Annotated in this window: 12 protein-coding genes; 4 read left to right on the top strand and 8 right to left on the bottom strand. The window is 70.5% G+C overall.

All coding sequences use genetic code 11. From position 1 onward, the window contains the following. Positions 1-92: 92 nt before the first annotated feature. Complete coding sequence (locus ACYQPG_RS00300) at positions 93-617, bottom strand: GrpB family protein (protein ID WP_147909339.1); 525 nt, start codon at positions 615-617, stop codon at positions 93-95. 95 nt (positions 618-712) lie between these two features. Here ACYQPG_RS00300 and ACYQPG_RS00295 point away from each other — a divergent pair, with 95 nt between their 5' ends. The 3 genes from ACYQPG_RS00295 (at position 713) to ACYQPG_RS00285 (ending at position 5,699) form a co-directional block, all read left to right on the top strand. Beyond that, a complete protein-coding gene (locus tag ACYQPG_RS00295; RefSeq protein WP_461229956.1) occupies positions 713-2,800 on the top strand; it encodes a hybrid sensor histidine kinase/response regulator in 2,088 nt (695 codons plus the stop codon). Between the two features lie 55 nt (positions 2,801-2,855). After that, positions 2,856-3,827 carry an NADPH:quinone oxidoreductase family protein gene (locus ACYQPG_RS00290; RefSeq protein WP_461229955.1) on the top strand — a complete coding sequence of 324 codons (972 nt, stop codon included), beginning with the start codon at positions 2,856-2,858 and terminating at the stop codon, positions 3,825-3,827. A 189-nt stretch (positions 3,828-4,016) separates the two neighbouring features. Beyond that, positions 4,017-5,699: a methyl-accepting chemotaxis protein gene (locus ACYQPG_RS00285; RefSeq protein ID WP_461229954.1), complete on the top strand. Its 1,683-nt coding sequence runs from the start codon at positions 4,017-4,019 to the stop codon at positions 5,697-5,699. A 9-nt stretch (positions 5,700-5,708) separates the two neighbouring features. Here the strand turns inward: ACYQPG_RS00285 and ACYQPG_RS00280 are convergent, their stop codons facing one another. From ACYQPG_RS00280 to ACYQPG_RS00250, 7 genes are all read right to left on the bottom strand, one after another. Then, positions 5,709-6,722 carry an adenosine kinase gene (locus ACYQPG_RS00280; RefSeq protein ID WP_461229953.1) on the bottom strand — a complete coding sequence of 338 codons (1,014 nt, stop codon included), beginning with the start codon at positions 6,720-6,722 and terminating at the stop codon, positions 5,709-5,711. Positions 6,723-6,968: 246 nt separating this feature from the next. Beyond that, a complete protein-coding gene (locus ACYQPG_RS00275; protein ID WP_461229952.1) occupies positions 6,969-7,139 on the bottom strand; it encodes a hypothetical protein in 171 nt (56 codons plus the stop codon). A gap of 65 nt (positions 7,140-7,204) precedes the next feature. Then, entirely contained in the window at positions 7,205-8,614 is a 1,410-nt protein-coding gene (locus tag ACYQPG_RS00270; RefSeq protein WP_147940513.1) for an MFS transporter, read from the bottom strand. Between the two features lie 77 nt (positions 8,615-8,691). Next, entirely contained in the window at positions 8,692-9,621 is a 930-nt protein-coding gene (locus tag ACYQPG_RS00265) for a glutaminase (RefSeq protein WP_147909345.1), read from the bottom strand. Positions 9,622-9,646: 25 nt separating this feature from the next. Continuing rightward, entirely contained in the window at positions 9,647-11,416 is a 1,770-nt protein-coding gene (locus ACYQPG_RS00260; protein ID WP_461229951.1) for an ABC transporter ATP-binding protein, read from the bottom strand. 203 nt (positions 11,417-11,619) lie between these two features. Then, on the bottom strand, positions 11,620-13,038 hold the full coding sequence (locus ACYQPG_RS00255; RefSeq protein ID WP_147909347.1) for an MFS transporter: 1,419 nt from the start codon (positions 13,036-13,038) through the stop codon (positions 11,620-11,622). Continuing rightward, the gene (locus ACYQPG_RS00250) at positions 13,035-13,769 is read right to left on the bottom strand and encodes a PRC-barrel domain-containing protein (protein WP_461229950.1); all 735 of its coding nucleotides are present in this window, start codon (positions 13,767-13,769) and stop codon (positions 13,035-13,037) included. Before ACYQPG_RS00250 ends, ACYQPG_RS00255 begins: the two co-directional genes overlap by 4 nt. A 332-nt stretch (positions 13,770-14,101) precedes the next feature. On the opposite strand from ACYQPG_RS00250, the gene ACYQPG_RS00245 reads away from it, so the two are divergent. Beyond that, the gene (locus tag ACYQPG_RS00245; RefSeq protein ID WP_419830857.1) at positions 14,102-14,503 is read left to right on the top strand and encodes a hypothetical protein; all 402 of its coding nucleotides are present in this window, start codon (positions 14,102-14,104) and stop codon (positions 14,501-14,503) included. Positions 14,504-14,510: the final 7 nt, after the last annotated feature.

Genomic DNA, 14,510 nt, shown 5'->3' with positions numbered 1-14,510 from the left:
TCTGGCCTGCGCCGTCCCCGGGACCGGCTCTCGGTCCTCGATTCGGCGCCCTCGCTTTCGGCGAACCGGTATCCAATTCGGCGGGGAGCGCTCTAACCGTCGTCGCGCGACGAAGACGGCGGGCAGGATTGCAGGACGTCGCCGATGAACGCGTCTTTGGCGGCGCGATAGACCGTCATCGGGTGATCGTGGTGGGCGCGCTTCAGAGTATTGTAGCGGGCTACCAGTTCGGGATCGGCGCGCAGGGCCGCAGCGAAACGGTGGAATACATCGAAGGGGCCGCCTTTGAGTGTGAGTTGGATCCCAAGGTGCGGCGTCCAGCCGTCATCCTGGAACGCCGCGAAGTCATCGGTGCGGACCGACCCGCCGTTGCGTGTGAAGCGTGCCGCGAGGCAATGTTCAGCGATGGCGAAGGCCTGCCGCTCGACACGCACCACGATATCGAGATCTCCTTTGGTCAAGCAGCCCGGTATGGCGGTGGCGCCGACGTGCAGGATCTCCGTCTCGAGGGGCAGGACGATCTCGAGTGCGCGCCGGACCACCGCGAACAACTGGTCCGCCGCTGCGTGGGCCGCAGCATTATCTTCGGTCAGACGGAAGCGCTGAACGTGGGTCATGACGGGCGATCTTCAATGCAAGTCCAGACGCCTTGGAAGCACGGTCGAAGACGGTCATACGCGGCAACACCCATGATGCAGATGACCATCATCCCGTGACCGACCCCCTGGCCTTCCTCTCCGGCGGCGGCGAGGCCGCGCGGATGATTCGTGCGCGGGACTGGTCCGGCCACCCCCTCGGCCCGCCCACGACGTGGCCGGCGGAGCTCCGGGCGGCCCTGTCGCTGGTGCTCAACTCGCCGGAATCGATGATCCTGGCCTGGGGGCCGGATCTGCATTTCTTCTTCAACGACACGTATGTCCCCTTGCTCGGGCCGCGGCTGCCCTGGGCGATGGGCGCGCGGTTCGAGGAGGTCTGGGCCGATGGCTGGGCGCAGGCCAAGCCGATCATCGATGCGGCCATGGAGGGCCGGCCCGAGCGGTTCATCGACCTGCCGTGGCGGCTCGACACCGACCGAGGCGCGCAGGACACCTGGTGGACCTTCTCATATTCGCGGGTGCTCGACGCGGACGGCGCGGTCGCGGGCCTGTTCATCCTAACCAACGAGACCACCGGCCGGGTGATGGCCGACGCCGCCCTCACGGAGAGCCGGGGCCGGCTGGAGACGGCGCTCGCGGAACTGCGCGACCTCAACGCCTCCCTGGCCCTGCAGGTCGAGGAGCGCACCGCCGACCGCAACGCCCTGTGGACCCTCTCCTCCGACATGATGCTGCGGTGCCTGTTCGACGGGACGATCACCGCGGTGAACCCGGCCTGGACGGAGGTGCTGGGCTGGCGGGCCGACGAACTCGTCGGCACCAACCTGATCGGCTTCGTCCACCCGGACGACCTGGGCCGCACCGCCGCGGGCGGGGAGCAACTGGCCGCGGGGCGCAGCCAGGCCCGCTTCGACAACCGCTACCGCCACCGGGACGGCAGCTACCGCTGGATCACCTGGGCGGCCCGGCCCGGCGACGGGGTGATCAACGCGGTCGGGCGCGACTTCACCGCTGAGCGCGAGCGGGCCGACGCCCTGGCCGCCGCCGAGGAGGCCCTGCGGCAATCGCAGAAGATGGAGGCGGTCGGCCAGCTCACCGGCGGTCTGGCCCACGACTTCAACAACCTGCTCGCCGGCATCTCCGGCTCGCTGGAGCTGATCCAGACCTGGCTGGCCCAAGGGCGCCTCATGGATGTGGACCGCTACATCAGCGCCGCCCAGGGCGCGTCCAAGCGCGCCGCCGCCCTGACGCACCGCCTCCTCGCCTTCTCGCGCCGGCAGACCCTCGACCCGAAACCCACCGACGTGAACCGTCTGGTGGCCGGCCCGGAGGAAATGATCCGCCGCACGGTCGGCCCCGCCGTGACCGTGGCGGTGACGGCCGACCCGGACCTGTGGCCGGCCCTGGTGGACCCGCCGCAGCTCGAGAACGCCCTGCTCAACCTGTGCATCAACGCCCGGGACGCGATGCCCGAGGGCGGCCGCATCACCATCGAGACCGCCAACACCCGGCTCGACGCCCGCGCCGCCCGGTGCCACGACCTGCCGCCGGGCCAGTACCTGCTGCTGGGCGTCGCCGATACCGGCATCGGCATGGCGCCCGAGATCGTCGGCAAGGTGTTCGAGCCGTTCTTCACCACCAAGCCGATCGGGCAGGGCACCGGCCTCGGCCTGTCGATGATCTACGGCTTCGCCCAGCAATCGGGCGGCCAGGTGCGGATCGCCTCCGAACTCGGCCGCGGCACCGATGTCTGCCTCTACCTGCCCCGACACCGGGGCGCCGTGGCCGAGGAGGACCCGCACGCCGCATTCGGCGCGCCGGCCCGGGCGGCGCCGGGGGAGACCGTGCTGGTGGTCGACGACGAGCCGACCGTACGCATGCTGGTGACCGAGGTGCTGGAGGATCTCGGCTACACGGCGATCGAAGCGGCCGACAGCGTCGCCGGCCTCAAGGTGCTGCAATCCGACGTGCGCATCGACCTACTGGTCAGCGATGTCGGGCTGCCGGGCGGCCTGAACGGGCGGCAGATGGCCGAGGCCGGCCGAGTCACGCGTCCGGGCCTCAAGGTGCTGTTCATCACCGGCTACGCGGAGCACGCCGTGCTGGGCAACGGCCCGCTCGCCCCCGGCATGCAGGTGATCACCAAGCCGTTCGGAGTCGAGGTTCTGGGCGCCCGCATCCGCGAGATGATCGGGACGGCTTGACCCCGCCGCCGGTCCGGGCCTTCACAGAGCGAAAGACACCAACCGGGAGGACAGGATGCGGGCGCTGCTGTGCACGAGGCTCGACGGGCCGGAGCAGCTGGAGATCGTGGATCGCCCCGATCCGGTGCCGGGCCCCGGGCAGGCCCTGGTGCGGATCCGGCTCGCCGCCCTCAACTTCTTCGACACGTTGATCGTGGCCGGCCGCTACCAGGTGAAGCCGCCCTTGCCGTTCTCGCCGGGGGGCGAGGGCGTCGGGGTGGTCGAGGCGCTGGGAGAGGGCGCCATAGGCGTCTCCGTCGGCGACCGGGTCATCGTCCATGCCGGATACGGCTGCTGCGCGGAGCTGATCGCCGTCGATGCCGGCAAGCTCACGCCGGTGCCGGAGGCCGTGCCGGACGCGCAGGCGGCCGGGCTCACCATCACGTACGGCACCTCGCTGCACGCGCTGGTCAACCGGGCGCGCATCCAGCCGGGCGAGTGGCTCGCCGTGCTCGGCGCCTCCGGGGGCGTCGGCCTCGCCGCGGTGGAACTCGGCCGGCTGATGGGCGCCCGGGTGATCGCCTGCGCCTCCTCGGAGGAAAAACTCGCGGTCGCCCGCGCCCACGGCGCCGAGGCGACGCTGGTCTACGATCCCGCGACCCTGAAGGACGCGTTGCGCCGGATCAGCGGCGGCGGGGTCGACGTGGTCTACGACGCGGTCGGCGGCGACTACGCCGAGCCGGCCCTGCGCGCCCTGGCCTGGCGTGGGCGCTACCTCGTCATCGGCTTCGCCGCCGGCGGCATCCCGCGGCTGCCGCTCAACCTGATGCTCCTGAAGGAACTCGACGTGCAGGGCGTGCACTGGGGCGCCTTCCTCGACCGCGAGCCGGAGGCGCACCGGGCCGACCAGCGCCGGCTGCTGGCCTGGGTCGCCGAGGGCAAGCTTACCGCGCAGGTTCACGGTACCTACCCGCTGGCCAAGTTTCCGGAGGCCTTCGGGCTGCTGACCCGCCGGGCTGCGATGGGAAAGGTGCTGCTGCAACCCTGATCCGTTGGATCCTCGCCTTAAAATTGGAATCGGCAAGGCGATCCAGGCTATAAGGCGAGCGCCGCGAAGATTATTGTCCCGTATCTGCGCTCTTGGCGGCTTGTTGGTTGGACGACGCAGCGAACGCTGAAACCTTGTTGTCACGCTCCTGCGCTAAGGTTCGAGCCATTGGCTTGGAGAGGCCGCGAGATGAACTTGGGGCGCAGCATCACTGTTCGGTTGTTCTTGGCGTCGTTCGTCGGATTCATCCTTCTGATCGCCAATTCCCTATCGAACATCGTGAGCATCAAGGCGGTTCACGACTCGGCCAGGGAGATGCGGGACGTCTGGAACGTGAAGAATCGCGAGCTGGACGAGCTTCAGTTCCTGGCACTCCGGTATCACACCACCACGATCCGCAGGGTGATCGCCGAGGAAAGCGCCGAAAACCGCGACCTCGACACCGAATTCACCGAGATGGACGCGGCCATCCCGGAGAAGTTCAGGCAGTACCGCTTTCACATCGGATCCGCCGACGAGACCGCCCTGTGGAATGCGTTCGAGGCGCGTTGGCAGGCCTATCTCGCCGCTCGGGAACCGATTGTGGCGGCTCTCCGGCGCGGTGACCGCAATGCAGGCCGCGACGCCATCGCGCCGGCCCGCACGCCCCTGGTGAACGCCTTCGGGGCGCTGGCGGACCTCGCCAAAGTCAACGCCACCGGCACGCAGGCCGCGACGCGGCGGGCCGAGGACGCCTACGCGACCGCCTGGACCGTCACGGCCGCCCTGCTGATCGCGGGCCTGGTCGCCACGGCCGGAGCTCTCTGGTTGATCCTGCACGGCGTCGCCCGTCCGATCCGGGCCATGACCGGGATCATGGCGCGGCTGGCGGCGCAGGATCTGACCGTCGCCGTGCCCCACGCCGCGCGGCGCGACGAGATCGGCGCCATGGCCGCGTCCGTGCAGGTGTTCAAGGACGGCCTGATCCATGCTCAGGCGCTGGAGGCGGAAACCGCGCGCGCCCGGGCGGACGCCGAGGAGCAGCGCAAGACGGGCATGCGCCACATCGCCGACGCCTTCGAGGGGTCCGTCGGCGGCATCATCGGGACGGTTTCGGGGGCGTCCGCGGCGCTGCAGGCCACCGCCGCCACCATGACCAGCACGGCCTCCGGCACCGCCAGCCAATCCCTGCGGGTGGCGAGCGCGGCCGAACTGGCTGCCGCCAACGTCAACACCGCGGCCTCCGCGGCGGAGGAACTCGAAAGCTCCGTCCAGGAGATCGGCCGTCAGGTGTCGAGCGCCGCGGCTTTGACCCAGGCCGCCGTCGAGGACGCCGCGTCAACGGCTCATCTGGTGCAAGAGCTGAGCGGTGCCGCCGCCCGGATCGGCGACGTGGTCACGATGATTACCAGCATCGCCGGACAGACCAACCTGCTGGCGCTCAACGCGACCATCGAGGCGGCTCGCGCCGGCGAGGCCGGGCGCGGCTTCGCCGTGGTCGCTGCCGAGGTGAAGGAGCTGGCGAGCCAGACCGCCCGGGCCACGGACGAGATCGGCGGCCATATCGGGCGGATCCAGGCCTCGACCGACCACGCGGTCTCGGCCATCGGCCGCATCGGCGGGCGGATCCAGGAGATCAGCGCCGTCGCGACCCTGATCGCGGCCGCCGTCGAGGAGCAGGGGGCCGCGACCCGGGAGATCGCCCGCAACGTCACCGAGGCGGCGTCGAGCGCCGGCGAGGTGACGAGCAGCATCTCCGGCGTCGCGGACGCCGCCAATCAGACGGGGACGGCGGCCGACCAAGTGCTCAGCTCGGCGTCCGAGCTGTCGCTCCGGTTCGAGCATCTCCGGAGCGAGGTGACACGCTTCCTCGCGACGGTGCGGGCCGCCTGAAGCGCCGGATCAGAGCAGGCCGCGCGCCTTGGCGAGGCCGACCAGATCGGCCTGGGGGCGCGCGCCGATGTGCTGGATCACCTCGGCGGCCGCCAAAGTGCCGAGGCGGGCGCTGGCGACGTTGTCGAGGCCGCGGGCGTGCCCGGCCAGGAACCCGGCCGCGAACAGGTCACCGGCCCCGGTCGTGTCCAGCACCTCGCAGACCGGGCTCGCCTCGACGGACCGGACCTCCCCGCCCTGCACCACCAGGGCGCCGTCCGACGAGCGGGTGACCAGGCCGAGCAGGTGCCTGCCGCGGGCGTTGCGCTCGTCGCGCAGGGCGGCCACGGCGGCCTTGGGATCGTCGGTCTGGTAGAGGCTCTGAAGCTCGCCGATATTGGCGAACAGGATGTCGATGCTGCCGTCGCGCACGAGGCCCAGGAATTCGTCCCGGTAGCGGCCGACGCAGAACGCGTCCGACAGCGTCAGCGCCACCGCGTTGCCGGCCTGGTGGGCGATCTCGACCGCCTTGCGGAACGCATCCTTGGCGGCGGGCGGGTCCCACAGATAGCCTTCGAGATAGACCACCCGGGCCGAGGCGACGAGCGCCCGGTCCACGTCCTCGGGCTTCAGCCCCTGGCAGGCGCCGAGATAGGTGCTCATCGTGCGCTCGCCGTCGGGCGTCACCAGCACGAAGCAGCGGGCCGTGGCCGGCCCCTCGGTCGCGGGCGGCACCGTGAAGCCGACGCCCGTGGCCTTGAGGTCGTGGCCGAACAGGCCGCCGAGCTCATCGTTCCGGACCTTGCCGACGAAGCCGGTCTTGGCGCCGAGCAGGGCCGCGCCCACCGCGGTGTTCGCCCCCGAGCCGCCCGAGACGATCGTGGCCGGGCCCATCGCAGCGAACAACGTCTCCGCCCGCTCCTCGTCGATCAGCTGCATCGCGCCCTTGGTCACCCCCTGGGCGTCCAGGAAGGCGTCGTCCGTGCGGGCGATCACGTCGACGATGGCGTTGCCGAGCACGAGGAGATCGAGGGGTGTGGTCATCCGGGTGTCCTGATTCGCGTTTGCGCCGCTGTGACATCCGCCTCGGATCGGATCAAGCCGCGGGCGCTGCGGGGGCGGGAGATCGGCGAACAGCTCGGCCACCGACAGGCTCAGGCCGAGCGGGGTCGGAGCGAGGGGCCCTCGGCTTCCGATGCGGGCTTCGATCGGGCGTTCCAAGGCGCGTCTGTGGTGAGCGATCAGACGCTTGACCGGATCGATGATCAGGTCGTGCGCGACGCTGGCGATTTAAAAATAGCCGACGCGCTTTGCCTCGGTATCCACCGACTTGATCCCCGGTGAGAGCCCCTCGACCACGATGACGGGGTGGGACACCTCGACGGCATCAAGGTCGATCGCCGGCCCACAAACCAGGGCATCCGGTTCGGACGTGGTCGCAACGTCGATGCGGACCGTCATCCGAGGCTTCGCCTGTTCGATCATACCGTCACGCGAGCACGCATGGCCCTCGCAGGCATGCGCCCTCACCCCGCGATCTTCTCCAACGCCACGTCGCGGGTGCGGGGTCCCAGCAGCCCGACCAGCGACCCCGCCGCCAGCATCGCCGCGGAGATGAACAGGAACACCCCCGGGGTGCCGGCCTCGCGCAGCACGAAGGCGATGACGAACCCCGTGAAAATCGCCGAGAAGCGGCTCCACGAATAGACGAACCCCACCGCCCGGGCGCGGATGCCGGTGGGGAACAGCTCGGCCTGGTAGGCGTGGAAGCTGTACGACATCACGTTGGAGGCCAGCGTCAGGCCGATCCCGAGCGCGATGATTGCCGACACGTCGCGGGTCTGCGCGAAGGTCAGCCCGCAGGCGATGTAGACGAGGGCTGCGGCCACGATGACGTGCTTGCGCTCGAACCGGTCGGCGATGGCCAGGCCGATCAGAGGCCCGACCGGGGCGGCCAGCGCGATCAGCGCCGTGTAGGCGAGGCTCGACGTGATGGTGATGCCCTGCGCCACCAGCAGGGTCGGCACCCAGTTGGCGAAGCCGTAGAAGCCCACCGTCTGGAACACGTTGAAGCCGGCCATCATGAATGCCCGGCGGCGGTACGGCGGCACCCACAGGTCGCCGAAGGCGCCGCGCCGCTGCACCGGCTCCGGCGCTGCGGGCAACGGCAGGGGGCGGCCGTACTCGGCGGCGACCTGGCCTTCGAGGCGCCGCAGGACCGCGTCGGCCTCCGCGAGCCGCCCGCGCTCGACCAGCCAGCGCGGGCTCTCCGGCAGGCCGGCGCGCAGCCACCAGACCCCGATCGCCGCGGTGGCGCCGATCAGCACGACCCAGCGCCAGCCGTCGATCCCCAGCGGCGCCGTCGGGATCAGCAGATAGGACAGGAAGGCCACCACCGGCACGGCGGTGAAGCCGATGCCCTGGCACAGGGCGAAGGCGCGGCCGCGGATCGCCTTCGGAACCAGCTCCGAGAGGTAGCTGCCGATGGTCACCATCTCCAGGCCGAGGCCGATGCCGGCGATCAGCCGCCAGAGATTGAGCCCGAACGCGTCGGTCTGGCAGGCCATCACGACGTTGGCGGCGGTGTAGGACAGCAGCGACCACGTGAAGATCGCCCGGCGCCCGAACCGGTCGGCCAGCCAGCCGCAGACCAGGGTTCCGATGAACAGCCCGGTGAACAGGGCCGCCACGAAGCTCGCCACGCCGCTCGCGCCGAACAGCCCGGGCGTGGTCGGCGTGAGGATCCCGGCCTTCACGAGCCCCGGGGCGACGTAGCCGGTGAACAGCAGGTCGTAGAGCTCGAAGAAGAAGCCGAGGCCGAGGAGAGCGACGAAACGCCAGATCGTGCGCGTCGGCGGCAGCCGGTCGAGGCGGGCCAGGATGGCGCCGGGGTCAAGATCACTACCCGACGTCCGCGCCGCCGTACTCGTCGTCATGTGCCTGGTCCTGCCTCAGGCGCCGCAGCACCACGCTGGCGCAGTGCCGCGGAAGGCGCCTCCGCGCAAGGTGTCGGTCACGCCCCGAACACCGACCAGCCCATGCGCTGGGTCAGGCGCTCCAGGGCGACGCGGCCGAGATGGGAGTTGCCCGCCGCGTCGAGGCCGGGTGACCAGACCGCGATCGAGGCCTTGCCGGGGGCCACCGCCAGGATGCTGCCGCCGACGCCGCTCTTGCCCGGCAGGCCGACCCGGTAGGCGAACTCGCCCGAGCCGTCGTAGTGACCGCAGGTCAGCATGATCGCGTTGATGCGGCGCGCCCGCTCGGCCGAGACGACGTTGTGCCCGGTCGACGGGTTGCGGCCGTTATGGGCCAGGAACCGGCCCGCCATGGCGAGCTGCCGGCAGGTCATCGCGATGGCGCAGTGATGGAAGTAGACGCCGAGCGTGTAGTCCACCGGGTTCTCGATGACGCCGAACGACTTCATGTAGTTGGCGAGCGCGGTGTTGCGGAAGCCGGTGCGCTTCTCGGAGGCCGCCACCTGCTCGTCGATGGTGATGGTGGGGTCCTGGGCCAGGAACTGCATGAAACGCAGGATCTCGCCCAACGCCTCCCGGGGCGCATGACCCGAGAGGATCACGTCGGTCACCGCGATGGCGCCGGCATTGATGAACGGGTTGCGCGGCACCCCGCGCTCCCGCTCCAACTGGACGATCGAGTTGAACGGGTTGCCGGAGGGCTCGCGCCCGACCCGCTTCCACAGCCGGTCACCCACCATGCCGAGCGCCAGGGTCAGCGTGAACACCTTCGACACGCTCTGGATCGAGAACGGCGTCTCGCTGTCGCCGCCGACGGTGACGGCCCCGTCGGCATCGATCACCGCGATGCCGAACTGGTTCGGGTCCACGTGGGCGAGTTCGGGGATGTAATCGGCTACCGCGCCCCGGTCGGAGCGCAGGGCCATCTCGTCGGAGATCTCCCGGACGACGGTGTCGAGATCGGGCACGGCCGGGCCTCGCCGGGCGCCCCGATCAGGCCGCCGCCAGGGACATCGACATCGATTCCTTCTTCATCAGCTCGCGGAAGAAGCCGTCGAGATGGGTCAGCTTGTCTGGCGAGCCGTCCTGGATGATGCGGCCGCCTTCCAGCACTACGATCCGGTCGAAGTCCTGAAGCGTCGACAGGCGGTGGGCGATGGCGATGACGGTGCGGCCCTTCATGAGGTTCGCGAGCGCCTGACGGATCGCCTGCTCCGATTCCGCGTCGAGCGCAGAGGTCGCCTCGTCGAGCAGCAGGATCGGCGAATTCTTCAGGATGGCCCGCGCGATGGCGATGCGCTGGCGCTGGCCGCCCGAGAGTTTCACGCCGCGGTCGCCGACCATGGTGTCGAAGCCCTCCGGCAGGGCCTGGATGAACTCGGTGCAGCGTGCCGCCTCGGCGGCCTGCCAGACCTCCTCGTCGGTGGCCTCCGGCCGGCCGTAGCGGATGTTCTCGCGCAACGAGCGGTGGAACATCGACACGTCCTGCGGGACGACCGTGATCGCCTCGCGCAGGGATTCCTGGGTCACCAACTCGACCTTCTGGCCGTTGATGCGGATCTCGCCGGTCTTCACGTCGTAGAAGCGCTGCAGCAGCGAGAACAGGGTCGACTTGCCGCCGCCCGACTTGCCGACGAGGCCGACCCTCTGGCCCGGCTCGATCACGAGGTCGAAATCGGTGAAGACCGGGCGCCCGTCCGGATAATTGAAGGCGACGTGGTCGAACTCGATCTTGGCACCCTGGCCGGCGAGCGGCTTGGCTTCCGGATGGTCCACGAGGTCGTGGGGCTGGAGCAGGGTGTGCAGCGCCTCCGCCAGGCGGGCGGTGTGCTGGGTCGCGTCCACCAGTGCCACCGCGAGGTCGCGGGTGGCCGCCAGGATGCGGATGCCGAGCGTGCAGACCAGCACCACCTGGCCATTGGTCGCCTGGCCGGCCTCCCACATCTGGATCGCCCAGTAGAGCAGGCCGAACACCGCCAATACGGTGAGCACCGCGTGCACGATGCGCAGCTTCTCAAGGTAGAGCAGCGACGAACGGCGGGCGCGCATCTCCGTGGCGATCGTGCTCTCGAAGCGCTGGCCCTCGCGCTTGAAGCCCGAGAACGCTCGCACGAGCGACATGTTGCCGACGAGGTCGACCATCTCGCCGTCCACGGAGGCCGCCTTGGCGGCGAAGTCGTGGTGCAGCGGCTTGCCGGCCGCCGCCATCTTGAACATCAGCACGACGACCGCGGCGAAGACGCCAGCCAGGATCGCCGCCATGGTGGTGTTGACGGTGGCGATGTAGGCGATCGACCCGAAGGCCGCGACGGTCGGCGGCATCACGTTGAACACGAACATGTTCTCGACCGTGAAGATCGCGTTCGAGGTCGCCGTGATGCGCGACGCCAGGGTTCCCGGCTGCCGGTCGGAGAAGAAGGTCGGCGAATGGCCGGTCATGTGCCGGAACAGGTCCCGCCGGATGTCGCCGGTGACGCCCACGAACGTGAAGGCCCCGGTCAGCGCCGCCACGCGCCAGAGCATGTTGTCGGCCGCGATGAATCCGATCAGGACGGCGAGCGCCCCCCAGACCACGGTGTTGCCCGGGCCGGGACCCTTGGTCAGCGCATCGACCACGCCCTTGAGGGCATAGTCGGTCGAGACCGAGAACCCGACCGCACCGAGCACGGAGATCAGGATCACCAGGTGGGGCACCCAGCGGCGCCGGAGGTATCGCCCGACGAAGGCGAAGGGCCTCTCAGCGTATTGGTGCAGCTCTTCCATCGCGGTGACCATTCCGTATTCACGCGGCACTGGCTGGTGCGGGCTGAGGCGGAGTGCAACGCGGGCGTAATCGGACCCGCAGCGGCAACGCGACAGCGTTGCCATATGTTGCACCGGCCCGCACCTCCCGCGCGCTTTTATCTCTCAAACCTGAACGCCGCTTGAGCGGCGCGGATACACGCAAGCGAATCCGATGCCGCGGATCACGCCTCCTCCGCCGGCTGGCGCGTCTCGGGCATGATCAGCGCCACCAGCATGAAGGCCGCGAAGCCCATGAAGGCCAGCCCCAGGAAGGCGCTATGGCTTCCCAGGCGGTCCGCCATGATCCCGGCGATCGACGTCGAGAGCGCAGCGCCCACGCCCATCGCGGTGCCGACCGCGCCGAGCGCAAGGTTGAAACGCCCCGTGCCGCGGGTGAGATCCGAGACCACGAGAGGCACCATCACGCCGAGCACCGAGGCGGAGATCCCGTCGAGAACCTGGATGGCGACCAGGCCGTAGGGGTTCGTGGTGTAGGCGAGCATCAACCCGCGCACCGGCAAGGCGCCGAAGCCCAGGAGCAGCACCGGGTAGCGGCCGAACCGCTCGGCGGCCCGGCCGACCGCGGGGGCGCTCACGGCGAGTACCGCCTGCGGGACCATGATGCAGGCCGCGATCAGCGCGGTTGCGGTCTCGCTCGCCCGCAGGGTGAGGACGCTGCCCACCAGCGGCAGCATCGCGGCGTTCGCGAGGAAGAACAGGACCATGCAGGCCGCGAAGCACAGGAGCCCGCGATTGGTCAGCAGCGCCCGCACGCCGTCCTGCCCGGCGGCGCGGGGCGGCTGGGCGGAGGCCGGCTTGGAAGCTGCCGTGGAAGTCGACTTGGAGGCCGCCTCGGGGGCCACATCCTTGAACACGTTGGCGTCGATCTCGTCGGCGCGGATTCGCGTCAGCGCGATGATCGTCGGCACTACGAGAGCCGCCGTCAGGTAGAACACCGCTCCGTTCGAGAGGTAGTAGCCGATGGCGCCCATGCCGGCGGCGCCGAGCGCGTTGCCGACCGCCGCGAAGCTCGCGTTGCGGCCGAGGCGCTCGCCCGCCCGGGCACGCCCGACCAGCCCGATGCTGATCGCCGCGATAGCCGGCGTGAGCACGCAGCTCGCCCCCGAATGCACCGCCATGGCCAGGAGCACCACCGGGAAGCTCGGCCAGATCGCCAGCGCGAAGGCGCTGCCCGAGATGCCGATCACCGCTACCGCGGCGGCGAACCGCTTCGAGCGCACCACGTCGACGAAGGCGCCGCCCGGCACCTGGCCCAGCAGCGCGACGAGGCTCCCTACTGTGAGGGCGAAGCCGATATCGGACTGGGTCCACTTCGCCTGCGAGAAGTACACGGCCAGGAACGGCCCGAACCCGGTCTGCAGGTTGGCGACGAAGAACGCGAAGGCGTCGAGGCCGTGGCGGCTTGCCGCCGTGAGCGTTCGGTCCACCGGTGCGGCCTCCGCGGCCGCCCGGGCCGGCTCGCGCGCGACTTCGGCCGACTGATCCTTCAGGCGGACGGGCCGCGACCGCGGGTCCTGTCGGGACACCTCGCGCTCGCGGGGGGAAACGGCGGGTCTTGCCTTCAATCGGGCCACCGTCACTTATCCGGGGCCTTTTCCGGCGGGGTGGCGGGAAGCGGGGCGGACGGCGTCGGGACCGACGGAGCCGGAACGGTTGGCGCAGACACGACCGGGGCGGCGGGATTGACCGGCGGGGCCGCGCTCGTCGCCTGCTCGCCCTCGGGCACGGGGGCGGCCGGGCTCGCCGGGCCGAGCACGACGATCGGCTCGCCGGCCTTGTATTCGGGCGACACCCGGACCTGGTTGCGGCTCAGCGCGACGGATAGCTTGCGCTCTTTGTTGCCATCGGGGGTGAAGCGCAGGGCGCGCCAATCGACGGCGATTTTGCGGGTGCCGACACCCAGGAATCCGCCGAAATCGATGATGGCCGCCCGGGGATGCCCGTCCTTGTCGATGATGATGTCGATGACGCGCCCCAGCTCGTCGCCGCCGGCGCTGCGCACGCTGCGGCCGAGCAGGCTCTCGTAATCCTGGGTGTCCAGCACCGTGGCCGGGGTCCCCTGCTGCTGCGCCGCGTTCGACGGCGCTCCCGGCGTGGCGGAGGTGGTCGGCGCCCCAGCGGGCGGCGCCGCTGCTGGGGGCGCAGGGTGCAAAGGCGGGGCAGCAGGCACCGGCGGGGCGGCGGGCGGCGTTTGCGCGGCGGGTGGACCCTGCGTCGGGGTCTGGCCGGATGCTGCGCCATCGCCCCCGGGGGCCGGGGCCTGCGCCGCAACGCCCGACGCCCAAAAGGCGAGCGTCACGGCCGCGATCATCCGGTTGGTTCTGAACACGCTGCGTCCTCTGAGGAAGGGCCGGGCCGGGCCGACGCGCCGGCAAGACCGCGACCGTATCGGCCGGATTTGGGCCCGCCGTCGGCGCGACCCCGCCTGCGGACAGCACCCTGCCGAAGGACCTGGGCGAAGTTATGGACCGTCGGGGCCAGCCGGCAAGTTCCGCGCCGGTCCGATCCGGACGCCCTCCCGGACGCGCGCGACGGGTGCTGGCGCGCATGTGTCTGGTTTTCGCCGCAACCCGAGCGTAGACAGCCGACGATAAGCTTTTGCGAGCTGCGGAGACCACCGCGGCCCCTTGCGAGGACTACACGATGTCGACCCTCCCCTCGTCGGTCTGTGCCACTGCGCGCGGCCTCGCGCTCTGCGCCGCCATGGCCAGCCTGGTGGCCGGCTGTCAGGCGCTCGGCGGCGGGGGCGGCGTAATGCCGGAAACCGAGGTCGGGCTGCCGCCCTCGCTGCGCGGCTCCCTGCCCAACCGCGAGGCCCGCAACGCCGGGGTCGATGCCGACGGGCAGCCGCTCCAGACCGCTCCGACGAAGCAGCTGGCGATCCCGCGCAGCGCCGGCGGCGCGACGCAATCGGCCAATGCCGGGGAACGCCGGATCCGGCGCGAGGACATCGAGGGCGGCAACGCCGCTGGCGGCGCGGGCAGCAACTCGATGGGCCCCATGCTGTCGCCCGGCGGCAGCGTCGGCCTCGGCGGGAAGTTCTAAGGACCGT

Source organism: Methylobacterium sp. CM6246 (assembly GCF_054818005.1).
This window is presented reverse-complemented; position numbering and strand designations above follow the sequence as displayed.

Bases quoted from the DNA above. Each gene is read 5' to 3' on its own strand.
- ACYQPG_RS00250 (WP_461229950.1), bottom strand. From the start codon at position 13,769: ATGATCGCGGCCGTGACGCTCGCCTTTTGGGCGTCGGGCGTTGCGGCG.
- ACYQPG_RS00280 (WP_461229953.1), bottom strand. From the start codon at position 6,722: ATGACCACACCCCTCGATCTCCTCGTGCTCGGCAACGCCATCGTCGAC.
- ACYQPG_RS00270 (WP_147940513.1), bottom strand. From the start codon at position 8,614: ATGACGACGAGTACGGCGGCGCGGACGTCGGGTAGTGATCTTGACCCC.
- ACYQPG_RS00275 (WP_461229952.1), bottom strand. From the start codon at position 7,139: ATGACGGTCCGCATCGACGTTGCGACCACGTCCGAACCGGATGCCCTG.
- ACYQPG_RS00285 (WP_461229954.1), top strand. From the start codon at position 4,017: ATGAACTTGGGGCGCAGCATCACTGTTCGGTTGTTCTTGGCGTCGTTC.
- ACYQPG_RS00245 (WP_419830857.1), top strand. From the start codon at position 14,102: ATGTCGACCCTCCCCTCGTCGGTCTGTGCCACTGCGCGCGGCCTCGCG.
- ACYQPG_RS00300 (WP_147909339.1), bottom strand. From the start codon at position 617: ATGACCCACGTTCAGCGCTTCCGTCTGACCGAAGATAATGCTGCGGCC.
- ACYQPG_RS00290 (WP_461229955.1), top strand. From the start codon at position 2,856: ATGCGGGCGCTGCTGTGCACGAGGCTCGACGGGCCGGAGCAGCTGGAG.
- ACYQPG_RS00260 (WP_461229951.1), bottom strand. From the start codon at position 11,416: ATGGAAGAGCTGCACCAATACGCTGAGAGGCCCTTCGCCTTCGTCGGG.